Origin of the sequence: Bacillus sp. PS95 (assembly GCF_037963565.1) — a bacterium.
Taxonomy (GTDB): Bacteria; Bacillota; Bacilli; order Bacillales; family Bacillaceae; genus Bacillus; species Bacillus subtilis.
Window position 1 is genome coordinate 1,701,257 of sequence record NZ_CP150160.1, and the last position, 21,940, is coordinate 1,723,196.

Genomic DNA, 21,940 nt, shown 5'->3' on the forward strand with positions numbered 1-21,940 from the left:
GCAAACTATGGCATTTGAAGGATTAGCCGACCGACTGCAGCAGACGATTTCTAAAATCCGCGGAAAAGGGAAAGTCAGCGAACAAGATGTAAAAGAGATGATGCGTGAGGTCCGTCTTGCGCTGCTTGAGGCTGACGTTAACTTTAAAGTAGTCAAGGATTTTGTCAAAAAAGTAAGTGAACGCGCTGTAGGCCAAGACGTCATGAAAAGTCTGACGCCCGGCCAGCAGGTCATTAAAGTTGTTCAAGAGGAACTGACTGAGCTGATGGGCGGCGAAGAGAGCAAAATCGCCGTCGCAAAAAGGCCGCCGACTGTTATTATGATGGTCGGTCTCCAAGGTGCCGGTAAAACGACAACAAGCGGTAAGCTTGCGAATCTGCTGCGCAAAAAGCATAATCGCAAACCGATGCTGGTTGCTGCCGATATTTACCGCCCAGCCGCAATTAAGCAGCTGGAAACACTCGGCAAACAGCTTGATATGCCTGTTTTCTCTCTTGGCGATCAGGTCAGTCCTGTAGAAATAGCTAAACAGGCTATTGAGAAAGCCAAGGAAGAACATTATGACTACGTCATTTTGGATACGGCAGGGCGCTTGCATATCGACCATGAACTGATGGATGAACTGACCAACGTCAAAGAAATCGCGAATCCGGAAGAAATTTTCCTGGTTGTCGATTCAATGACCGGTCAGGACGCTGTGAATGTTGCCAAAAGCTTTAATGAACAGCTCGGTTTAACCGGTGTTGTGTTGACTAAGCTGGATGGAGACACACGCGGCGGGGCTGCGCTTTCTATTCGCGCTGTCACAAACACGCCAATTAAGTTCGCAGGTTTGGGCGAAAAGCTTGATGCGTTAGAGCCGTTCCATCCTGAACGCATGGCATCAAGGATTCTCGGCATGGGCGACGTGCTGACATTGATTGAAAAAGCACAGGCCAGCGTTGATGAAGACAAAGCCAAAGAGCTGGAACAAAAAATGAGAACGATGAGCTTCACATTGGACGATTTTCTGGAGCAGCTCGGGCAAGTCAGAAACATGGGGCCGCTTGATGAGCTTCTGCAAATGATGCCGGGTGCAGGTAAAATGAAAGGCCTGAAAAACATCCAAGTTGATGAAAAACAGCTGAATCATGTGGAAGCAATCATTAAATCAATGACTGTTCTTGAAAAAGAACAGCCGGATATCATCAATGCCAGCCGGCGGAAGCGGATTGCAAAAGGAAGCGGGACATCCGTACAGGAAGTCAACCGTCTGCTTAAGCAGTTTGATGAAATGAAAAAAATGATGAAGCAGATGACAAACATGTCAAAAGGCAAGAAAAAAGGGTTTAAGCTACCTTTTATGTAATCGGTTATACATGATAAAACCGTTGTTAAGAAAAAACACTTTACAAACACTTTTATCATTGTTAATATACTATCTTGTTGAAATATTTTCGGAGGTGCTAGTAAAATGGCAGTAAAAATTCGTTTAAAACGTATGGGAGCAAAAAAATCTCCTTTCTATCGTATTGTTGTAGCAGATTCTCGTTCACCACGTGACGGCCGTTTCATCGAAACAGTCGGAACTTACAACCCGGTTGCAAAACCAGCGGAAGTAAAAATTGACGAAGAGCTTGCTCTTAAATGGCTTCAAACTGGAGCGAAACCATCTGATACAGTTCGCAACTTGTTCTCTAGCCAAGGAATCATGGAAAAATTCCACAACGCTAAACAAGGCAAGTAATGACTGATCAACACTTGGAAGATTTGATTGTCCACATTGTGACGCCGCTTGTTGATCATCCAGATGACATTCGCGTCATAAGAGAAGAAACCGATCAAAAGATTGCGCTGCGCTTATCTGTCCATAAGTCAGATACTGGTAAAGTTATCGGAAAGCAAGGCCGGACTGCAAAAGCGATTCGAACAGCTGTATTTGCAGCTGGCGCACAGTCTTCTAAGAAAGTTCAATTTGAAATATTTGACTAAAAGGGAGAGGGCCGGCACCTCCCCTTTTTTTACACGCAAAAAAAGGGTAAACTGATAGAAGCTTAGGCAAAATAGAAAAGCCTGGGCGAGTAAAAGTTTTAAAAGCGGGGAGCTTGGTGCGATGCAAATTATTCACCGTGTAGCCGTTATGCAAGTCTTAACCGAGTGCAGCAAAGAAAAGCTTTTAGCTTCTTTTGCCGAGAAGAAACAAATGCTTGAACGAGAATGCAGCCAGCTCTATTTTCAGCTTAGAAAACATGAGAAAGAACAGCAAAACCCTGATATGATTGAACAATTTAAAAAGGCAATAGAAAAGCGAAAAGATGATATAAAAATCATCGATTTTCAAATTGCTCAAGTACATACATTGCCGCTTGGCAGTGAGCTGAAAGAAAAGGAAGTCGATGCGCTGCTGACGATTGAAGCCGGGGATGACTGGCATGAGAAAACAGCAGCGAACACCATCGTCATAAAAGACGGAAAAGTAATTGAAATTCGCCAGAGGTGATCATATGACAAAGCGATGGTTTAATGTAGGCAAAATCGTAAATACCCACGGAATCAAAGGCGAAGTGCGGGTGATTTCAAAAACAGATTTTGCCGAAGAACGATACAAGCCGGGAAACACGCTGTATTTGTTTATGGACGGCCGTAACGAACCAGTGGAGGTAACGGTAAACACACATAGACTGCATAAGCAATTTCATCTCCTGCAGTTTAAAGAAAGACAAAACCTAAATGAAGTAGAAGAGCTGAAAAACGCAATCATTAAAGTTCCTGAAGAAGAATTAGGAGAGCTGAATGAGGGTGAATTTTATTTCCACGAAATTATTGGGTGTGAAGTATTTACTGAAGAAGGCGAACTCATCGGAAAGATCAAAGAAATTTTGACGCCTGGAGCCAATGACGTTTGGGTCATCGGACGAAAAGGAAAAAAAGACGCACTCATTCCTTACATTGAATCAGTGGTCAAACATATCGATGTCAGGGAAAAGAAAATTGAGATTGAACTCATGGAAGGGTTAATAGACGAATGAAAATCGACTTTTTGACGCTGTTTCCCGAAATGTTTGAAGGCGTGCTCGGCTCATCGATTCTTCAAAAAGCCCAGGAAAAAGAGGCGGTGCAGTTTCAAGTCGTAAATTTCCGGGAGTACTCTGATAACAAGCACAATACTGTTGATGATTATCCTTATGGCGGCGGGGCAGGCATGGTTCTCAAGCCCCAGCCTGTTTTTGACGCGGTCGAGGACCTGACATCAAAGGCAGCCGCTGCTCCGCGTATTATCCTCGTATGCCCGCAAGGTGAGCGTTTTACCCAAAAAAAAGCCGAGCAATTAGCTAAGGAAGAGCATTTGCTGTTCATTTGCGGCCACTATGAAGGCTATGATGAACGCATTCGCGAGCACTTGGTAACGGATGAAATATCAATTGGCGACTTTGTTCTGACGGGCGGTGAGCTCCCTGCAATGATGATCGCAGACAGTGTGGTCAGACTGCTTCCGGGTGTACTGGGTAAAGAGGCTTCCCATATTGAGGATTCCTTCAGCACCGGACTTTTAGAGCACCCGCATTATACAAGACCGGCAGATTACAAAGGTTTAAAAGTGCCTGAAACACTCTTGTCAGGAAACCATGCAAAAATTGAAGAATGGCGGAATAAAGAATCGATCAGAAGGACCTACCTAAGACGTCCGGATCTGTTGAAAGACTACCCGCTTACAGAGCAGCAAAGAAAGTGGATTTCTGAATGGGAAAAAGAATAGATTTTATTGCATAGGCTATGAAATTGTGATAAGATACTACTTGTGGCTTAAGCGGGCTTATCCGCTGCAAGCTTGAAAACGATGTTCCGCTGTGCCGGTTTTTGTGGCCAAGAGCATCTGTTGGAAGGAGTTGAAAACGATGCAAAAACTAATTGAAGATATCACAAAAGAACAGCTTCGTACTGATCTTCCTGCGTTCCGTCCTGGTGACACTTTACGTGTACACGTTAAAGTTGTTGAGGGTAACCGTGAGCGTATCCAGATCTTTGAAGGTGTTGTGATTAAGCGTCGTGGTGGTGGAATCAGCGAAACGTTCACAGTTCGTAAGATTTCTTACGGTGTTGGCGTTGAACGTACTTTCCCAGTACACACACCAAAAATCGCGAAAATCGAAGTTGTACGTTACGGTAAAGTACGCCGTGCTAAACTTTACTACCTGCGTGAACTTCGCGGAAAAGCGGCTCGTATTAAAGAGATCAGACGATAATGATAACGAACGAAAAGAGCTTGTTACCTGTAACAAGCTCTTTTTTTATACAGAATTTGAAAATGCCGGACAGGCATCGTAAAATACATAAAGGACAACAATGAATCATGCATACTGAAGATAAAGGCGGTGTTCGTGTCACATGACAATTCAATGGTTCCCGGGCCATATGGCAAAAGCAAGAAGGGAAGTAACCGAAAAATTAAAATTAATCGATATCGTATATGAATTGGTAGATGCCAGAATTCCAATGTCATCAAGAAACCCAATGATTGAAGATATTCTAAAAAACAAGCCGCGAATTATGCTGTTAAACAAGGCTGACAAAGCAGATGCGGCAGTTACACAGCAGTGGAAAGAGCACTTTGAGAACCAGGGGATCCGCTCTCTGTCTATTAATTCTGTAAATGGACAAGGGTTAAATCAAATTGTGCCTGCATCAAAAGAGATCCTCCAAGAAAAATTTGACCGGATGCGTGCGAAAGGTGTGAAACCGAGAGCGATTCGCGCTTTAATTATCGGCATTCCAAACGTCGGAAAATCAACGCTCATCAACCGGCTTGCAAAGAAAAACATAGCAAAAACGGGAGACAGACCTGGCATTACGACTTCTCAACAGTGGGTCAAAGTTGGGAAAGAATTAGAGCTATTAGATACACCGGGGATTTTGTGGCCTAAATTTGAGGATGAGCTTGTCGGTTTGAGACTTGCAGTCACTGGGGCTATTAAAGACTCGATTATCAATTTGCAGGACGTGGCCGTGTTTGGTCTTCGTTTTCTCGAAGAACATTACCCAGAACGGCTTAAAGAGCGTTATGGCCTTGAGGAGATCCCAGAGGACATTGCTGAGCTGTTTGATGCAATAGGTGAAAAGCGGGGCTGTCTCATGAGCGGTGGGCTCATTAACTACGATAAGACGACTGAAGTCATCATTCGCGATATTCGCACTGAAAAGTTCGGCAGGCTGTCATTTGAACAGCCGACGATGTAAAGGCGCGCAGAAATGCGGGTCTTTATTTTTTCTTGGCTGAACCGATACATACAGTAAGGGAGAAGAGAAAGTGAATACATTAACCGTAAAGGACATTAAAGACCGTTTGCAGGAAGTGAAGGATGCACAAGACCCATTTATTGCCCAATGCGAAAACGACCCGAGAAAAAGCGTTCAAACGCTTGTAGAGCAATGGCTTAAAAAGCAAGCGAAAGAAAAAGCGCTGAAAGAACAATGGGTGAATATGACTTCCTATGAAAGGCTGGCAAGAAACAAAGGATTTCGCTTGATTGCAGGTGTTGACGAGGTCGGCCGGGGGCCATTGGCAGGACCAGTTGTCGCCAGCGCAGTCATCCTTCCAGAGGAATGTGAAATACTTGGGCTGACAGACTCCAAAAAGCTTTCAGAGAAAAAACGCGAGGAATATTACGAGCTTATTATGAAGGAAGCACTGGCGGTCGGGATAGGAATTGTAGAATCTACTGTGATTGATGAGATCAATATATATGAAGCTTCAAAAATGGCAATGGTGAAAGCGATACAGGATTTGTCGGATACACCTGATTATTTGCTTGTTGACGCAATGACACTTCCGCTCGACACGGCTCAGGCGTCAATTATAAAAGGCGATGCCAAAAGCGTGTCTATTGCGGCAGGTGCGTGTATCGCAAAAGTGACGAGGGACCGAATGATGAGCGCTTATGCCGAAACGTATCCCATGTACGGCTTTGAAAAAAATAAAGGCTATGGGACAAAAGAACATTTGGAAGCTCTCGCTGCATACGGCCCAACTGAATTGCACCGCAAAACTTTCGCTCCTGTTCAATCTTTCAGATAAATCACCATGGACAAGGAGGCACCTTTTTAAAATGAACATACGAAATGATGTGCAAAAGGCGCTGCAGCACCTTTTCGGGCGTACAGCCGTCCCGCAGGAAACATCAAAAGTAAACGAAGCGCTAAACGGGGAGAAGCGTCTCCTCTTAGGAAAAGTGCTTCGTTTACTAGGAGATCAGCATGCTCTGATTCAAGTCGGCAATCAAACTGTTCAGGGAAAACTTGAAACTCAGCTTCGTCCTCAGGCATACTATTGGTTTTCCTACGAAAAAAAAACGGCAGAACAAGCAGGCCGTCTTCAGGTCGTTCAAAGCTTTGATCAAAATCCTAAAACCATTCAGGATGCAGCTGGCAAGCTTTTAAATGCCTTGTCAGTGAAGACGTCAAACGCAGCTCTCATGATGACAGGAGCGATGCTGAAGAGCAAAACACCCGTAACAGAAAATGATATCAAAACAGCTGTCCGCTGGATGGACACGCTGCCTTCGCAAGACACAAAAAAAGCAGTTGAAACGGTTCTCTTCGCTTTAAAGCGTGATCTTCCCATTCACTCCGAGATTTTGAATGGTGTTCACGCTGTGAAATCACCTGCTCCGTTGCATCAGCACGTATCCCAGCTGCTACAGGCAATCGACCAAAACCCTCAGCAGAGCCAAATGATGTCAAAGCTAAAGGAAGCAGTTACGGTGCTTTTAAATAGTGAAATCGATGTCCATGCAGAACGGCTGATTGATAAGCTTATTTCTTTAACCGACAATACGAAAGCACCTTCTCCGACGAATACAGCTGGAAGCAGGGAGCTTAGCACACCAGCTGGCTCCCCCGGAAAAGCCAGCCTGCCGATTGCAAATCACACAGCAGAACATAGAAGCATACAAGAAGAGCCTGTTAAAACAGCAGCAGACATTCCAATTAAAGAAGCCCGCCAGCTGCTGGTGAAGCTGACGGAATCTGCTGAAAAAAACAGTCTCCAAATTGTGAAAGAAGCAGCAAATTGGATTAAAGCGGCTGCTTCATCGGGTGATAGTAAGTCACTTGCAGCTTCAGCTGTTTTACAGGCGGCACAAGTCACAGACCAGGAAGCCGAAGTCTTTTTAAAGGCTGTTCAGCAGACAGCACCCCATTTGGCGGATAAGGCAGATGTTCTTTCTTTCTTATCCAAAGTGAAAACGGCAATCGGCGCAAGGGACGAGGTTGCGTTCATTAAAGCGTTTGAACAAGGAAGCGCAGTCACATCTGGCGAAATGCAATCCATCAAGCTGGCTCTTTCTGCCTTAAGAGCATCGCATGAGGTAGCCGAACCAGTCAAACAAGAAGCCGATCAGCTTTTTCATAAATTAAATGGCCAGCTTTTCATGCAGCAGGACCATCCATCATACAGCCAAATTGTAATGTCATTTCCGATGTTTTCGAAGTCAGGGGTTCAGGACATGACTGTTCTGTTTAAAGGAAAGAAAGAAGCGAATGGAAAGCTTGATCCTTCCCATTGCCGCCTTTTGTTTTTGCTGCAGCTTGATACACTAAAAGAAACCGTCGTTGATTGCTTGGTACAGCAAAAAGTCATGACCATTACAATAGAGACTGATTTCGAGCTGCAGGCTGCGATCGATCCGATGGTGCCCGCGCTTAAACAGGGGCTAAAGGAAATGGGGTACAGCCTTTCAGGGGTAAACGCTAAAAAAAGGGTTCACACCGAAGAAAAGGCTTCAATCGATCAATATATAACAAGTATCAGTGATCAGGAAGTGGATGTGAAAATATGAAAGAGCAGACACCGATCAGAAAAGCTGTTGCTCTCCATTATGACGAACAAAAAGACAAGGCGCCGAGAGTGATTGCCACAGGGAAGGGCCATGTAGCTGACAACATTATCAAAGAAGCGAAAAAAGCAGGGGTCCCGATTCAAGAAGATCGGACCCTTGTCGAATTAATGCGCCATTTGACGGTAGATGATCAAATTCCTGAAGCTCTTTATGAAACGGTAGCCGAGATTTTTTCATTCATTTACAAATTGGACGAAAGCGTAAAAAACAAAAAATAGCTAAAATATTCCCCATCCTCCTTTGAAATTTATGTTTTTAATAAAGTAAAAGTTTGAATGTTTAGAAGGATTAAAAGATTTTGCATCGAACTGTAGACAATTCTTCCAGTATTATTATAGAATGAAAGCGCAGTCTATTTTAGTTTTGTTACATAAGTTAGGAGGATGGGAAATGAATATCCATGAGTACCAGGGAAAAGAAGTCCTCAGAAAATATGGGGTATCTGTTCCTGAAGGTAAAGTGGCTTTTACAGCAGAAGAAGCAGTTGAGAGTGCAAAGAGCTTATCCAGCTCGGTTTATGTCGTAAAGGCTCAAATTCATGCTGGCGGTCGAGGCAAAGCTGGTGGGGTAAAAATAGCAAAATCATTAGACGAAGTAAAAGCGTATGCCGAAGAACTATTAGGTAAGACCCTAGTTACACATCAGACGGGTCCGGACGGCCAAGTAATAAAACGCTTACTTATTGAAGAAGGCTGCGATATTAAAAAAGAATATTACATCGGTCTAGTGCTTGACCGCGCCACTTCAAGAATCGTTTTGATGGCTTCTGAAGAAGGCGGAACGGAAATTGAAGAGGTTGCGGAGAAAACACCGGAAAAGATCAAAAAAGCTGTCATTGATCCGGCTGTTGGCCTTCAAGGCTATCAAGCCAGAGAAATTGCATTCGCTATTAATATTCCAAAAGAGCTCGTGGGAAAAGCTGCTAAATTTATGCTTGGATTATATAAAGCGTTTGTTGAGAAAGACTGCTCAATCGCCGAAATCAATCCGCTTGTTGTTACCGGCGACGGAAATGTGATGGCGCTTGATGCAAAATTGAATTTTGACAGCAATGCGTTGTACCGACAAAAGGACATTATGGAATACAGAGATTTGGATGAAGAAGATCCGAAAGAAATTGAAGCGTCCAAATATGATCTAAGCTACATTTCCCTTGATGGAAATATCGGCTGTATGGTAAACGGCGCGGGGCTTGCAATGTCCACGATGGATATTATCAAGCATTATGGAGGAGAACCGGCCAACTTCCTTGATGTGGGCGGCGGTGCAACCGCTGAAAAAGTCACGGAAGCATTTAAAATCATTCTTTCTGATCAAAACGTTAAAGGGATTTTTGTCAACATTTTCGGCGGCATTATGAAATGTGATGTCATCGCAGAAGGGGTTGTTGAAGCGACTAGACAAGTTGGTTTGACATTGCCGCTTGTCGTCCGTCTTGAAGGCACAAACGTGGATCTAGGGAAGAAAATCCTTAGTGAATCAGGATTAAACATTACATCTGCGGAATCAATGGCTGACGGCGCGCAGAAAATCGTATCCTTAGTTTAAGAAAGAATGAAAGGCAGGGGACCAAATAATGAGTGTTTTCATTAATAAAGATACAAGAGTTATTGTGCAAGGGATTACAGGTTCTACCGCTTTATTTCATACGAAGCAGATGCTTGAATACGGTACAAATATCGTTGGCGGTGTAACACCTGGAAAAGGCGGAACAGAAGCGGAAGGTGTTCCTGTATTTAATACAGTGGCTGAAGCAGTTCAAACGACCGGCGCTAACGCGTCTGTTATATATGTGCCCGCACCGTTTGCAGCTGATGCAATTATGGAAGCGGTAGATGCGGAGCTTGATCTCGTGATTTGTATCACAGAACATATCCCGGTTTTGGATATGGTGAAGGTCAAACGCTTCATGGAAGGCAAGAAAACGAGACTGATAGGGCCGAACTGTCCTGGTGTCATTACGCCTGAAGAATGTAAAATCGGCATTATGCCCGGATACATCCATAAAAAGGGTCATGTAGGCGTTGTATCACGTTCAGGAACATTAACATACGAAGCGGTGCACCAGCTCTCAGAAGCGGGTGTAGGGCAATCTACAGCTGTTGGAATCGGCGGCGACCCTGTAAATGGAACAAACTTTATTGACGTTTTAAAAGCGTTTAACGAAGATCCTGACACACACGCAGTCATCATGATTGGCGAAATCGGCGGTACGGCCGAAGAGGAAGCGGCAGAGTGGGTAAAAGCCAACATGACAAAACCGGTAGTCGGTTTTATCGGCGGTAAAACAGCACCTCCTGGGAAGCGCATGGGGCATGCAGGCGCCATTATTTCCGGCGGAAAAGGGACAGCTGATGAAAAAATCAAAACCCTTAATGCATGCGGAATCGAAGTTGCAGAGACACCTTCTGTCATGGGTGAAACCTTAATCAAGGTGCTGAAAGAGAAGAACTTGTTCGAAACTTGTAAAACGCATTAATAAAAAAGGGACAGCCGTCGAGGCTGTTCCTGCTTTTTCTAACAAAAGGAGGTCAATCTATTGGATCAGGCCGCTGCCTGCCTAACGATTTGCAGAATCAATCAATTATTATCCCCATCCCTTCTATTAAAATGGTGGAAAGCCGATCCGTCTATGTCGCTGACATCACCCGTGTTACAAACGGTTACTCGTGATCAAATAAAAGCAGCTGCATTAAAAAACGAAATAGAACAATTTTATCCAAAGCTCCCGCGTGTACTTGCTGCTTATCGTGAGCAAGGCATTAACACCATCCCTATTTCTTCAAAGCAATATCCTTTCTGGCTTAAAAGCATTTATGATCCCCCTGCCGTACTGTTTGCAAAAGGTGATATGACTCTTCTTTCGAAAGGGAGAAAAATTGGAATTGTAGGGACAAGAAATCCAACAGCTTATGGGAAACAAGTTGTCAATCATCTTACAAAAGAGATCTGTCGTAAAGGTTGGGTGATTGTCAGCGGACTGGCGTCTGGGATAGACGGAATGTCCCATGCTGCAAGTATTAAGGCGAAGGGGCGGACAATTGGCGTCATTGCAGGCGGATTTCAACACATTTATCCCCGAGAAAACCTTCAGTTAGCAGATCACATGGCTAAACACCATATCCTGCTGTCAGAGCACCCACCTGAAACTAAACCCCAAAAATGGCATTTCCCTATGAGAAACCGTATTATCAGCGGACTAAGTGAAGGCGTTATTGTCGTTCAGGGCAAAGAAAAAAGCGGTTCACTGATTACTGCCTATCAAGCATTGGAACAAGGGAGAGAGGTATTTGCCGTACCCGGTTCATTGTTTGACCCTTACGCCGGAGGTCCTATAAAACTGATCCAGCAGGGGGCTAAAGCCATATGGTCAGCAGAGGATATTTTCGAGGAACTTCCTGAGCGAAACGTTCAATATACGGAACCCTTTTGAATTATCGTTTGACAAACGGTATTGTAATATTTAATAATAGTGAGGATTTAAAGTTGCATATTGTTTTCTATTTAATTAATGACGTTCATGATAAAGAATGAAATGTTGAAAGCCAAATAAAGACAGCTGCAAAAATAAAATTGAAATATCTTGAAAAGAGAGAGAACACCTCTTGAGGGGGATGAAAATGTCTGATTATCTAGTCATCGTGGAATCGCCCGCTAAGGCGAAAACGATTGAACGTTACTTAGGTAAAAAATATAAAGTAAAAGCATCAATGGGACATGTCCGGGATCTTCCAAAAAGTCAAATGGGAGTTGACATAGAACAGAATTTTGAACCGAAATATATTACCATTCGAGGTAAAGGCCCGGTATTAAAAGAGCTGAAAACGGCTGCGAAAAAAGCTAAAAAAGTGTATCTCGCAGCCGACCCCGACAGAGAAGGGGAAGCGATTGCATGGCATTTGGCACACAGTCTTGATTTAGATCTCAACTCAGACTGCCGTGTGGTGTTTAACGAAATTACAAAAGACGCTATTAAGGAATCGTTTAAGCATCCCCGCATGATCAATATGGATTTAGTGGATGCACAGCAAGCGAGACGTATTTTAGACAGGCTTGTCGGATATAAAATCAGTCCAATCTTATGGAAAAAAGTCAAAAAAGGGCTTAGCGCAGGACGCGTGCAATCCGTTGCCCTCCGTTTGATTATTGACCGTGAAAAAGAGATTAACGACTTTAAGCCTGAGGAATATTGGACAATTGACGGTACGTTCTTAAAAGGTCAAGAAACCTTTGAAGCGAGCTTTTTCGGGAAAAACGGCAAAAAACTTCCTTTAAATAGTGAAGCTGATGTAAAAGAGATTCTTTTTCAGCTCAAAGGGAATCAATATACAGTTGAAAAAGTAACCAAAAAGGAACGCAAACGTAATCCTGCTTTGCCTTTTACCACTTCTACCCTGCAGCAGGAAGCGGCTCGCAAGCTCAATTTCAGAGCGAAGAAAACGATGATGATTGCACAGCAATTATATGAAGGAATTGATTTAGGAAGAGAAGGAACGGTTGGTCTGATCACGTATATGAGAACGGATTCAACCCGTATTTCAAATACGGCTGTTGATGAAGCAGCTGCATTTATTGATCAGACATATGGAAAAGAGTTCCTAGGCGGAAAACGGAAGCTTGCGAAAAAGAATGAAAATGCCCAGGATGCCCACGAAGCAATTCGGCCGACATCAGTTCTTAGAAAACCAAGTGAATTAAAAGCAGTCCTCGGCAGAGACCAAATGAGACTGTATAAATTAATTTGGGAGCGTTTTGTTGCCAGCCAAATGGCACCGGCTGTTCTCGATACAATGAGTGTCGACCTGACAAACAACGGTTTGACATTTCGTGCAAATGGAAGTAAAGTCAAGTTTTCCGGGTTTATGAAGGTGTATGTTGAAGGAAAAGACGATCAAATGGAAGAAAAAGACCGGATGCTGCCTGACTTACAAGAAGGCGACACGGTATTATCAAAAGATATAGAACCTGAGCAGCATTTTACCCAGCCGCCTCCGCGATATACTGAGGCCCGGCTTGTTAAAACCCTTGAAGAACGCGGTATCGGCCGTCCATCCACATATGCTCCGACACTTGATACTATTCAGCGGCGCGGCTACGTGGCATTGGATAATAAACGTTTCGTTCCGACTGAATTAGGTCAGATCGTTCTTGACTTGATCATGGAGTTTTTCCCTGAGATCATTAACGTTGAGTTTACAGCTAAAATGGAGAGAGATCTTGATCATGTTGAAGAAGGAAATACCGAATGGGTCAAGATTATCGATAATTTCTACACCGATTTTGAAAAACGCGTCAAAAAAGCCGAATCGGAAATGAAGGAAGTTGAGATTGAACCAGAGTATGCTGGAGAGGATTGTGAATTGTGCAGTTCTCCAATGGTATATAAAATGGGACGGTACGGTAAATTCTTAGCTTGCTCCAACTTCCCTGACTGCCGGAACACGAAACCGATTGTGAAACAAATCGGTGTGAAGTGCCCGAGCTGCGGAGAAGGAAACATTGTTGAGCGAAAATCGAAAAAGAAACGGGTGTTTTACGGCTGTGACCGTTATCCGGACTGTGAATTCGTATCATGGGACAAACCAATTGAACGAAAATGCCCGAAATGCGGAAAAATGCTCGTCGAGAAAAAACTCAAAAAAGGTATACAAGTCCAATGCGTGGAATGCGATTATAAGGAAGAACCACAGAAGTAGCGGTGAGCAGGGTCTTGCTCACCTTCTTTGTGTGTTAAAAGAAGGCCTTGAATAATAAACTAGGAGATGTGAAAGATGAACCAACAAACAGTGAATGTAATCGGAGCCGGACTCGCAGGAAGTGAAGCAGCATGGCAGCTTGCCAAACGTGGGATTCAAGTCAAATTGTATGAAATGCGGCCAGTTAAACAAACGCCTGCGCATCATACAGATAAATTTGCTGAGCTTGTCTGCAGCAACTCTCTTCGCTCTAATACACTTGCTAACGCTGTCGGTGTATTAAAGGAAGAAATGCGTGCGCTTGATTCAGCCATTATCGCTGCGGCTGACGAATGTTCGGTGCCTGCCGGGGGCGCTCTAGCAGTAGACCGTCATGAATTTGCCGCAAGTGTGACAAATCGGGTGAAAAATCATCCAAACGTAACCGTTATTAATGAAGAAGTGACTGAAATTCCTGAAGGCCCTACTATCATCGCAACGGGTCCGTTAACATCTGAATCGCTGTCTGCCCAGCTGAAGGAGCTGACTGGAGAGGACTATTTATATTTTTATGACGCAGCGGCGCCAATTGTAGAAAAAGACAGCCTTGATATGGATAAAGTGTACCTAAAATCCCGTTATGATAAAGGTGAAGCAGCATATTTGAACTGCCCGATGACAGAAGAAGAGTTTGACCGTTTTCATGAAGCATTAACATCAGCAGAAACAGTGCCGTTAAAAGAATTTGAAAAAGAGATTTTCTTTGAAGGCTGCATGCCGATTGAAGTTATGGCAAAACGGGGTAAGAAAACAATGCTTTTCGGTCCGATGAAACCGGTTGGTCTAGAGCATCCTGTTACAGGAAAACGCCCTTATGCCGTCGTTCAGCTCAGACAGGATGATGCTGCGGGAACACTTTATAATATTGTAGGATTCCAGACTCATTTAAAATGGGGAGACCAAAAGGAAGTTCTCAAGTTGATTCCAGGACTTGAAAATGTAGAAATCGTCAGATATGGCGTGATGCACAGAAACACATTTATTAACTCTCCAAGCCTGTTAAAGCCGACTTATCAATTTAAAAACCGCAGTGATCTGTTCTTTGCAGGCCAAATGACGGGAGTAGAAGGATATGTGGAATCAGCTGCCTCAGGACTTGTAGCAGGCATTAATGCGGCGAAGCTTGTATTGGGAGAAGAGCTTGTGATCTTCCCTCAGGAAACAGCAATTGGCAGTATGGCACATTATATTACAACAACAAACCAGAAGAACTTCCAGCCGATGAATGCAAACTTTGGGCTTTTGAAAGAATTGCCAGTTAAAATTAAAAATAAAAAAGAACGAAATGAACAATACGCGAACCGTGCGATTGAAACAATTCAAACAATTTCGAAAACAATATAGGTATTGATTGCAACCTGAGCGCGATTTGTGATACCATTTAAAAGCCCTTCCTGGGGAGGTATTAGGCATGGAGAATGTTAAGAATTTCGTAAAGTTATTCGTTGAATATTTACAAATTGAAAAAAATTATTCACAATATACTATTGTGAATTATGTGGATTCAATTGAAGAATTCGAGACTTTCCTGCGCGTTCAAGGTATAAATGGATTTGAAGAAGCTGCATATCAAGATACTAGGATTTTTTTGACAGAAGCCTATGAAAAAGGTTTATCGAGAAGAACAATAAGCAAAAAGATATCTGCATTAAGAAGCTTTTATAAGTTTCTGATGCGGGAAAAGCTTATTGAAGAAAATCCGTTTCAGCTTGTTCATCTGCCAAAACAGGAGAAACGGATACCGAAGTTTCTATATCAAAAAGAGCTTGAGGAGCTGTTTGAAGTTTCAGATATAAGCCAGCCGGCCGGAATGAGGGATCAAGCGCTGTTAGAGCTGCTCTATGCCACTGGAATGAGGGTCAGTGAATGCTGTTCCATAACTATTAACGACGTTGATTTATTTATGGACACTGTGCTTGTTCACGGTAAAGGCAAGAAGCAGCGCTATATCCCCTTTGGGTCTTATGCCCGCGAAGCGTTGAAGGTATACATGAATAGCGGAAGACAGTGCTTGCTGATGAAGGCAAAAGAACCTCATGATCTATTATTCGTAAATCAAAGAGGCGGACCGCTTACAGCCCGTGGCATCAGACATATTTTAAGCGGGCTTGTTCAAAAAGCGTCAAGCACTTTACATATCCATCCGCATATGCTTCGACATACGTTCGCCACGCATCTGTTAAATGAAGGAGCGGATTTGAGAAGCGTTCAAGAACTGCTCGGGCATTCCAATCTGTCTTCTACACAGATATACACGCACGTTTCGAAGGAAATGTTGAGAAACACATATATGTCTCACCATCCAAGAGCATTTAAGAAAAATTAAAGGAGGCCCTTTATGTCATCTTTTCATGCGACCACAATATTTGCCGTACAGCATAAAGGACGAAGCGCTATGTCCGGAGACGGCCAAGTAACATTTGGTCAGGCTGTTGTCATGAAACACACGGCACGGAAAGTGAGAAAACTGTTTAACGGCAAAGTTCTTGCTGGTTTTGCGGGATCTGTTGCAGACGCTTTCACTTTATTCGAAAAGTTTGAAGCTAAGCTTGAAGAATATAACGGCAACTTAAAACGGGCGGCTGTTGAGCTTGCGAAGGAATGGCGCAGTGATAAAGTGCTAAGAAAGCTCGAAGCCATGCTGATTGTTATGAATCAGGATACTTTGCTTCTCGTATCGGGAACAGGCGAGGTGATCGAACCAGATGACGGCATTCTCGCGATTGGATCAGGAGGCAATTACGCTTTGGCAGCGGGAAGAGCACTGAAAAAGCATGCCGGTGAAAGCATGTCTGCAAGTGAGATTGCCAGAGCCGCGTTAGAAACAGCAGGCGAAATTTGTGTTTACACGAACGATCAAATCATACTGGAAGAGCTTGAATAGAAAGGACTTGAGGCGCATGGAAAAAAAACCGTTAACTCCTAGACAGATTGTAGATCGGTTAGACCAATATATTGTCGGTCAGCAAAATGCGAAAAAAGCTGTCGCCGTGGCATTAAGAAACCGCTATAGAAGAAGTCTTCTGGATGAAAAGCTGAAGGACGAGGTCGTTCCGAAAAACATTTTAATGATGGGTCCTACCGGCGTCGGGAAAACTGAAATTGCCAGACGAATCGCTAAGCTTTCAGGTGCGCCATTTATCAAAATTGAAGCTACTAAATTTACCGAAGTCGGCTATGTAGGCAGAGATGTTGAATCAATGGTCAGAGATCTTGTGGAGACTTCTGTTCGGCTTATAAAAGAAGAGAAAATGAATGAAGTAAAGGAACAGGCAGAAGAAAATGCAAACAAACGCATTGTTCGTCTGTTAGTTCCTGGGAAGAAAAAACAATCTGGCGTTAAAAATCCGTTTGAAATGTTTTTTGGAGGCAGCCAGCCGAATGGTGAAGATGAGGCGGAGAGCCAGGAAGAAGCAAACATCGAAGAAAAAAGAAAACGAATGGCGCATCAGCTGGCTTTAGGAGAGCTCGAAGACTACTATGTAACAGTAGAAGTCGAAGAGCAGCAGCCTTCTATGTTTGACATGCTGCAGGGCTCGGGTATGGAGCAGATGGGTATGAACATGCAGGATGCGCTGAGCGGATTAATGCCAAAGAAAAAGAAGCGGCGCAAAATGACAGTCAGAGAAGCCAGAAAAGTCCTGACGAATGAAGAAGCAAGCAAACTCATCGATATGGATGAAGTCGGCCAGGAAGCTGTTCAGAGAGCAGAAGAGAGCGGGATTATCTTTATCGATGAGATTGATAAAATCGCAAAGAACGGCGGTGCATCTTCTTCTGCCGATGTTTCAAGAGAAGGCGTTCAGCGGGATATCCTTCCGATTGTTGAAGGTTCTACCGTTGTCACAAAATATGGTTCTGTAAAAACAGACCATGTATTATTTATTGCAGCAGGAGCGTTTCATATGGCCAAACCGTCTGATTTGATTCCTGAGCTGCAGGGGCGTTTCCCGATTCGTGTAGAACTGAACAAACTCACGGTAGACGACTTCGTGAGAATTTTGGTTGAGCCGGATAATGCGCTGCTGAAACAATATCAGGCATTATTGCAGACAGAAGGTATATCTCTTGAATTTTCTGACGAAGCTATTCATAAGATTGCTGAAGTTGCTTATCATGTGAACCAGGACACAGATAATATCGGTGCGAGACGCCTTCATACAATACTTGAACGCCTATTAGAAGATTTGTCGTTTGAAGCTCCAGATGTAACGATGGAGAAAATAACGATTACACCACAGTATGTCGAAGAAAAGCTCGGAACGATAGCCAAAAACAAAGATTTAAGTCAATTTATATTGTGAAAAATTTAATATGAGGAATGTTTAGGAGGATTATTTATCATGGCTTTATTACAAAAAACAAGAATTATTAACTCCATGCTGCAAGCTGCGGCAGGGAAACCGGTAAACTTCAAGGAAATGGCGGAGACGCTGCGGGATGTAATTGATTCCAATATTTTCGTTGTAAGCCGCAGAGGGAAACTCCTTGGGTATTCTATTAACCAGCAAATTGAAAATGATCGTATGAAAAAAATGCTTGAGGATCGTCAATTCCCTGAAGAATATACGAAAAATCTGTTTAATGTCCCTGAAACATCTTCTAACTTGGATATTAATAGTGAATATACTGCTTTCCCTGTTGAGAACAGAGACCTGTTTCAAGCTGGTTTAACAACAATTGTGCCGATCATCGGAGGCGGGGAAAGATTAGGAACACTTATTCTTTCGCGTTTACAAGATCAATTCAATGACGATGACTTAATTCTAGCTGAATACGGCGCAACAGTTGTCGGAATGGAAATCCTAAGAGAAAAAGCAGAAGAAATTGAAGAGGAAGCAAGAAGCAAAGCTGTCGTACAAATGGCTATCAGCTCGCTTTCTTACAGTGAGCTTGAAGCAATTGAGCACATTTTTGAGGAGCTTGACGGAAATGAAGGTCTTCTTGTTGCAAGTAAAATTGCTGACCGTGTCGGCATTACCCGTTCTGTTATTGTGAACGCACTCAGAAAGCTGGAGAGCGCCGGTGTTATCGAGTCTAGATCATTAGGAATGAAAGGTACTTATATCAAGGTACTAAACAACAAATTCCTAATTGAATTAGAAAATCTAAAATCTCATTAATCACAAAAAGAACCCTTTTTGAGGGTTCTTTTTTTATTTCAAATAAAGGAAATCAATAAGCTTTATTTCCTGGGTTGAAAGTCTTTCTATGTAATAATTTTAATAAATTTTGCATTTTTCTTCAAAAAGTTTCAAAAATGCCGAAAAGAAAGGAGAAAAAACAGAAATTCTGCTATTTTCAGGCTTATATCAAGGCGAGAAATGTAGTTCTAACAATCTAGGACTTTATACCTAGTTGCAAAATAGATAATTGTGAGGACATTTTTTTACACGAACTTCATAGACTTTATGCCTGTTATTTCTTACAATAAGCATATAGTTTTACAATTCTCGACAAGGATATTGAGGGTGAAAAAAACTGAAATGGAGGTAAGTGGATTTGAGCTTATTTTCTGGAACGATACAAAATCTTGAAAATGCCTTGAGTAGAGCGGATATTAAGCAAAAAGTCATAACTAATAATATCGCCAATATAGATACACCGAACTATAAGGCAAAAAAAGTCTCTTTCCAAAATTTATTAGATCAAGAATCCTCGCGTCTTGAAGCGATAAAAACAGACTATCGTCATGTTGATTTTTCTGATACTGATTCGAATTATTCAATTGTTGCGAGCGGAGATACATCGTATCAGCAAAACGGAAACAATGTTGATGTTGACAAAGAGATGACAGAATTGGCGCAAAATCAAATCAACTATCAAGCTTTGGTTGAAAGAATGAACGGTAAATTTAATTCGCTGAAGACCGTATTAACAGGAGGAAAATGATGACAGCTTTTCATAGCTTAAATGTTTCAGCATCGGCTTTAACAGCTCAGCGAGTCAGAATGGACGTTGTATCATCTAACTTAGCAAATATGGATACGACAAGAGCTAAGCAGGTGAATGGAGAGTGGGTGCCTTACAGAAGAAAAATGGTTTCCCTTCAGTCAAAAGGTGAATCGTTCTCTTCTATTCTCAATTCTCAAATGAGCGGAAGCGGGAATGCTGGAAACGGTGTGAAGGTTTCAAAAATTACGGAGGATGGTTCAGATTTTAATCTTGTCTATGATCCGACAGACCCTGATGCAAACGCTGAAGGATATGTACAAAAGCCTAATGTTGATCCATTAAAGGAAATGGTTGATCTTGTCAGCAGCACCAGATCATACGAGGCGAATGTCACGGCGATGAATGCCACAAAGGGAATGCTGATGAAGGCGTTAGAAATCGGAAAGTAGGTGAATGAATGTGATTAATGCAATTTCTCCTTTTCAGGTTCAAAATACTCAAAACACTCAAAATGCAACAAATCAAGTAAACAATAGCCAAAAAACAGATTCTTCAAATCAAACAAGCTTTTCGGAGCTTTTAAAAAACTCTATTAGTTCGTTAAATGAGTCCCAAGTAGCTTCTGACAACATGACTAATGCCTTGGCTGCAGGAAAAGATGTAAATCTTGATGAGGTCATGATCGCTGCTCAAAAAGCCAGCATCTCTCTAACTGCAGCAACAGAGTTCCGCAATAAAGCTGTGGAAGCTTATCAGGAGATTATGAGAATGCAAATGTAGGGGGTCTGACGATTTAGAGAAAGAGTGGAATGACCGGGGGTTAACATGAATCGTACTCTAATGCAAATGAAAAACAAAACGAGTGAGTTTTGGAAAAATAGATCTAAATTACAAAAGATTTTAATGGTTAGTGCTTTAGCGGCAATTATTATTATTGGAATTATTATTAGTGTTTTTGCTTCGAATTCTAAAATGGCGCCGCTGTACAAAGATTTGTCCGCCGAAGAAGCAGGACAAATCAAAGAAGAATTGGATGCAAAAAAAGTGCCAAACGAACTTTCGAATGGCGGTACAGTGATTAGTGTTCCGGAGGATCAGGTTGATTCTTTGAAAGTGCAGATGGCTGCAGAAGGACTTCCTAAAACGGGATCAATTGATTATTCGTTTTTTGGACAGAATGCCGGCTTTGGTTTGACAGACAATGAGTTTGATATGGTGAAAGTGAAAGCTACACAGACAGAACTGTCAAACTTGATCAATGAAATGGACGGTATTAAAAATTCAAAAGTAATGATTAATCTCCCGAAAGACGCTGTGTTTGTCGGTGAGGAGCAATCTGCAGCATCTGCATCAATCGTTTTGCAGATTCAACCGGGTTATACACTTGATCAAAGCCAAATCAACGGATTATATCATCTGGTATCTAAAAGCGTGCCAAACCTAAAAGAAGATAACATCGTCATCATGGACCAAAATTCTACATACTACGACAAATCAGACAGCGATGCAGGGTCCTACGCGGATAGTTATTCTTCTCAGCAAGGAATTAAGTCTCAAGTTGAAAAAGACATTCAAAAACATGTACAGTCATTGCTGGGTACGATGATGGGCCAAGATAAAGTCGTTGTCTCCGTTACAGCAGACATTGATTTCACAAAAGAAAATCGGACAGAAGACATTGTCGAGCCTGTGGATAAAGAAAACATGGAAGGTATTGCAGTCAGCGCTGAAAAGGTATCTGAAACATATCAGGGCGACGGTGCAGCCAACGGCGGAACTGCCGGAACCGGCGAGGAAGATGTTACAAATTATAAGGCTGACGGTGAAAATACCGAAAGCGGGAACTACGAAAAAAACAGCAACAAAATCAATTACGAGGTTAACCGAATTCATAAAGAAATCGCTGAAAGTCCTTATAAGGTCAGAGATTTAGGGATTCAAGTAATGGTAGAGCCGCCTGATGCCAAAAACACAGCGTCGCTATCAACTGAAAGACAGGATGATATACAAAAAATCCTTTCAACTGTAGTCAGAACATCTTTGGATAAAGATGAAACGCAAAATCAGAATTTATCTGATGCTGATATCAATAATAAGATTGTTGTTTCCGTTCAGCCATTCGACGGAAAAGTCAATTTGGATACAAATACGGAAGAATCCTCAGGTATCCCGCTGTGGGCATATATTGTAGGCGGTGTTTTAATCGCAGCGATCATTGTTCTGATCATTATGCTTATCAGAAAGAAACGGGCGCAAGAGGATGAATTTGAGGAATATGAGTATGAGGTTCCTCAAGAACCAATCAATTTGCCTGATATCAACGAAGAGGAAAATGAAACAGCGGAATCAGTCAGACGAAAACAGCTTGAAAAGATGGCGAAAGACAAGCCGGAAGATTTTGCAAAACTGCTGAGAAGCTGGCTGGCCGAGGATTAG

At 42.6% G+C, this 21,940-nt stretch carries 24 protein-coding genes; all 24 read left to right on the forward strand.

Annotated elements, in window-relative coordinates:
• Positions 1-7: 7 nt before the first annotated feature.
• The 24 genes from ffh to fliF all read left to right on the forward strand — a co-directional run bounded on the left by ffh (position 8) and on the right by fliF (position 21,940).
• Complete coding sequence (gene ffh / locus NSQ12_RS08890) at positions 8-1,348, forward strand: signal recognition particle protein (protein WP_003232020.1); 1,341 nt, start codon at positions 8-10, stop codon at positions 1,346-1,348.
• Between the two features lie 105 nt (positions 1,349-1,453).
• Positions 1,454-1,726, forward strand: a complete 273-nt coding sequence (gene rpsP / locus NSQ12_RS08895) for a 30S ribosomal protein S16 (protein WP_003220815.1) — start codon at positions 1,454-1,456, stop codon at positions 1,724-1,726.
• A complete protein-coding gene (locus tag NSQ12_RS08900; protein ID WP_014476792.1) occupies positions 1,726-1,971 on the forward strand; it encodes a KH domain-containing protein in 246 nt (81 codons plus the stop codon). Before rpsP ends, NSQ12_RS08900 begins: the two co-directional genes overlap by 1 nt.
• Before the next feature lie 121 nt (positions 1,972-2,092).
• Positions 2,093-2,479 (forward strand): YlqD family protein, encoded by a 387-nt coding sequence (locus NSQ12_RS08905; RefSeq protein WP_032721548.1) that lies wholly within the window; start codon positions 2,093-2,095, stop codon positions 2,477-2,479.
• Between the two features lie 4 nt (positions 2,480-2,483).
• Complete coding sequence (rimM, locus tag NSQ12_RS08910; protein ID WP_080529315.1) at positions 2,484-3,008, forward strand: ribosome maturation factor RimM; 525 nt, start codon at positions 2,484-2,486, stop codon at positions 3,006-3,008.
• Positions 3,005-3,736: a tRNA (guanosine(37)-N1)-methyltransferase TrmD gene (gene trmD, locus NSQ12_RS08915; protein WP_080529316.1), complete on the forward strand. Its 732-nt coding sequence runs from the start codon at positions 3,005-3,007 to the stop codon at positions 3,734-3,736. Before rimM ends, trmD begins: the two co-directional genes overlap by 4 nt.
• A 139-nt stretch (positions 3,737-3,875) precedes the next feature.
• Entirely contained in the window at positions 3,876-4,223 is a 348-nt protein-coding gene (gene rplS, locus NSQ12_RS08920; protein ID WP_003220825.1) for a 50S ribosomal protein L19, read from the forward strand.
• 142 nt (positions 4,224-4,365) lie between these two features.
• Positions 4,366-5,214: a ribosome biogenesis GTPase YlqF gene (gene ylqF, locus NSQ12_RS08925; protein WP_015715878.1), complete on the forward strand. Its 849-nt coding sequence runs from the start codon at positions 4,366-4,368 to the stop codon at positions 5,212-5,214.
• 70 nt (positions 5,215-5,284) lie between these two features.
• A complete protein-coding gene (gene rnhB, locus NSQ12_RS08930; protein WP_163182344.1) occupies positions 5,285-6,052 on the forward strand; it encodes a ribonuclease HII in 768 nt (255 codons plus the stop codon).
• Positions 6,053-6,083: 31 nt separating this feature from the next.
• Positions 6,084-7,814 (forward strand): hypothetical protein, encoded by a 1,731-nt coding sequence (locus NSQ12_RS08935; RefSeq protein ID WP_163182343.1) that lies wholly within the window; start codon positions 6,084-6,086, stop codon positions 7,812-7,814.
• Positions 7,811-8,092, forward strand: coding sequence for a FlhB-like flagellar biosynthesis protein (locus NSQ12_RS08940; protein ID WP_003232001.1), 282 nt, complete (start codon positions 7,811-7,813; stop codon positions 8,090-8,092). The genes NSQ12_RS08935 and NSQ12_RS08940 overlap by 4 nt, the downstream gene beginning before the upstream one ends.
• A gap of 172 nt (positions 8,093-8,264) precedes the next feature.
• Positions 8,265-9,422 (forward strand): ADP-forming succinate--CoA ligase subunit beta, encoded by a 1,158-nt coding sequence (gene sucC, locus NSQ12_RS08945; RefSeq protein ID WP_003244732.1) that lies wholly within the window; start codon positions 8,265-8,267, stop codon positions 9,420-9,422.
• A gap of 28 nt (positions 9,423-9,450) precedes the next feature.
• A complete protein-coding gene (gene sucD, locus NSQ12_RS08950) occupies positions 9,451-10,353 on the forward strand; it encodes a succinate--CoA ligase subunit alpha (RefSeq protein WP_003238566.1) in 903 nt (300 codons plus the stop codon).
• 60 nt (positions 10,354-10,413) lie between these two features.
• Positions 10,414-11,307 (forward strand): DNA-processing protein DprA, encoded by an 894-nt coding sequence (dprA, locus tag NSQ12_RS08955; RefSeq protein WP_014479775.1) that lies wholly within the window; start codon positions 10,414-10,416, stop codon positions 11,305-11,307.
• A gap of 187 nt (positions 11,308-11,494) precedes the next feature.
• Positions 11,495-13,570 (forward strand): type I DNA topoisomerase, encoded by a 2,076-nt coding sequence (topA, locus tag NSQ12_RS08960; protein WP_159376799.1) that lies wholly within the window; start codon positions 11,495-11,497, stop codon positions 13,568-13,570.
• 75 nt (positions 13,571-13,645) lie between these two features.
• On the forward strand, positions 13,646-14,953 hold the full coding sequence (gene trmFO, locus NSQ12_RS08965) for an FADH(2)-oxidizing methylenetetrahydrofolate--tRNA-(uracil(54)-C(5))-methyltransferase TrmFO (protein WP_003244725.1): 1,308 nt from the start codon (positions 13,646-13,648) through the stop codon (positions 14,951-14,953).
• Positions 14,954-15,020: 67 nt separating this feature from the next.
• Positions 15,021-15,935 (forward strand): tyrosine recombinase XerC, encoded by a 915-nt coding sequence (xerC, locus tag NSQ12_RS08970; RefSeq protein WP_003231988.1) that lies wholly within the window; start codon positions 15,021-15,023, stop codon positions 15,933-15,935.
• Positions 15,936-15,947: 12 nt separating this feature from the next.
• Positions 15,948-16,493, forward strand: a complete 546-nt coding sequence (clpQ, locus tag NSQ12_RS08975; protein WP_003238555.1) for an ATP-dependent protease subunit ClpQ — start codon at positions 15,948-15,950, stop codon at positions 16,491-16,493.
• Between the two features lie 7 nt (positions 16,494-16,500).
• Positions 16,501-17,913 (forward strand): HslU--HslV peptidase ATPase subunit, encoded by a 1,413-nt coding sequence (gene hslU, locus NSQ12_RS08980; protein ID WP_256683486.1) that lies wholly within the window; start codon positions 16,501-16,503, stop codon positions 17,911-17,913.
• 39 nt (positions 17,914-17,952) lie between these two features.
• On the forward strand, positions 17,953-18,732 hold the full coding sequence (codY, locus tag NSQ12_RS08985; protein WP_003220850.1) for a GTP-sensing pleiotropic transcriptional regulator CodY: 780 nt from the start codon (positions 17,953-17,955) through the stop codon (positions 18,730-18,732).
• Between the two features lie 379 nt (positions 18,733-19,111).
• Entirely contained in the window at positions 19,112-19,501 is a 390-nt protein-coding gene (gene flgB / locus NSQ12_RS08990; protein WP_003245656.1) for a flagellar basal body rod protein FlgB, read from the forward strand.
• Positions 19,501-19,953: a flagellar basal body rod protein FlgC gene (gene flgC, locus NSQ12_RS08995; protein ID WP_163182342.1), complete on the forward strand. Its 453-nt coding sequence runs from the start codon at positions 19,501-19,503 to the stop codon at positions 19,951-19,953. The genes flgB and flgC overlap by 1 nt, the downstream gene beginning before the upstream one ends.
• Before the next feature lie 10 nt (positions 19,954-19,963).
• Positions 19,964-20,284 carry a flagellar hook-basal body complex protein FliE gene (gene fliE, locus NSQ12_RS09000; protein WP_003238544.1) on the forward strand — a complete coding sequence of 107 codons (321 nt, stop codon included), beginning with the start codon at positions 19,964-19,966 and terminating at the stop codon, positions 20,282-20,284.
• Positions 20,285-20,329: 45 nt separating this feature from the next.
• Positions 20,330-21,940, forward strand: coding sequence for a flagellar basal-body MS-ring/collar protein FliF (fliF, locus tag NSQ12_RS09005; RefSeq protein ID WP_010886506.1), 1,611 nt, complete (start codon positions 20,330-20,332; stop codon positions 21,938-21,940).

Bases quoted from the DNA above. Each gene is read 5' to 3' on its own strand.
- ffh (WP_003232020.1), top strand. From the start codon at position 8: ATGGCATTTGAAGGATTAGCCGACCGACTGCAGCAGACGATTTCTAAA.
- rpsP (WP_003220815.1), top strand. From the start codon at position 1,454: ATGGCAGTAAAAATTCGTTTAAAACGTATGGGAGCAAAAAAATCTCCT.
- NSQ12_RS08900 (WP_014476792.1), top strand. From the start codon at position 1,726: ATGACTGATCAACACTTGGAAGATTTGATTGTCCACATTGTGACGCCG.
- NSQ12_RS08905 (WP_032721548.1), top strand. From the start codon at position 2,093: ATGCAAATTATTCACCGTGTAGCCGTTATGCAAGTCTTAACCGAGTGC.
- rimM (WP_080529315.1), top strand. From the start codon at position 2,484: ATGACAAAGCGATGGTTTAATGTAGGCAAAATCGTAAATACCCACGGA.
- trmD (WP_080529316.1), top strand. From the start codon at position 3,005: ATGAAAATCGACTTTTTGACGCTGTTTCCCGAAATGTTTGAAGGCGTG.
- rplS (WP_003220825.1), top strand. From the start codon at position 3,876: ATGCAAAAACTAATTGAAGATATCACAAAAGAACAGCTTCGTACTGAT.
- ylqF (WP_015715878.1), top strand. From the start codon at position 4,366: ATGACAATTCAATGGTTCCCGGGCCATATGGCAAAAGCAAGAAGGGAA.
- NSQ12_RS08935 (WP_163182343.1), top strand. From the start codon at position 6,084: ATGAACATACGAAATGATGTGCAAAAGGCGCTGCAGCACCTTTTCGGG.
- NSQ12_RS08940 (WP_003232001.1), top strand. From the start codon at position 7,811: ATGAAAGAGCAGACACCGATCAGAAAAGCTGTTGCTCTCCATTATGAC.
- sucC (WP_003244732.1), top strand. From the start codon at position 8,265: ATGAATATCCATGAGTACCAGGGAAAAGAAGTCCTCAGAAAATATGGG.
- sucD (WP_003238566.1), top strand. From the start codon at position 9,451: ATGAGTGTTTTCATTAATAAAGATACAAGAGTTATTGTGCAAGGGATT.
- topA (WP_159376799.1), top strand. From the start codon at position 11,495: ATGTCTGATTATCTAGTCATCGTGGAATCGCCCGCTAAGGCGAAAACG.
- trmFO (WP_003244725.1), top strand. From the start codon at position 13,646: ATGAACCAACAAACAGTGAATGTAATCGGAGCCGGACTCGCAGGAAGT.
- xerC (WP_003231988.1), top strand. From the start codon at position 15,021: ATGGAGAATGTTAAGAATTTCGTAAAGTTATTCGTTGAATATTTACAA.
- clpQ (WP_003238555.1), top strand. From the start codon at position 15,948: ATGTCATCTTTTCATGCGACCACAATATTTGCCGTACAGCATAAAGGA.
- codY (WP_003220850.1), top strand. From the start codon at position 17,953: ATGGCTTTATTACAAAAAACAAGAATTATTAACTCCATGCTGCAAGCT.
- flgC (WP_163182342.1), top strand. From the start codon at position 19,501: ATGACAGCTTTTCATAGCTTAAATGTTTCAGCATCGGCTTTAACAGCT.
- fliF (WP_010886506.1), top strand. From the start codon at position 20,330: ATGAATCGTACTCTAATGCAAATGAAAAACAAAACGAGTGAGTTTTGG.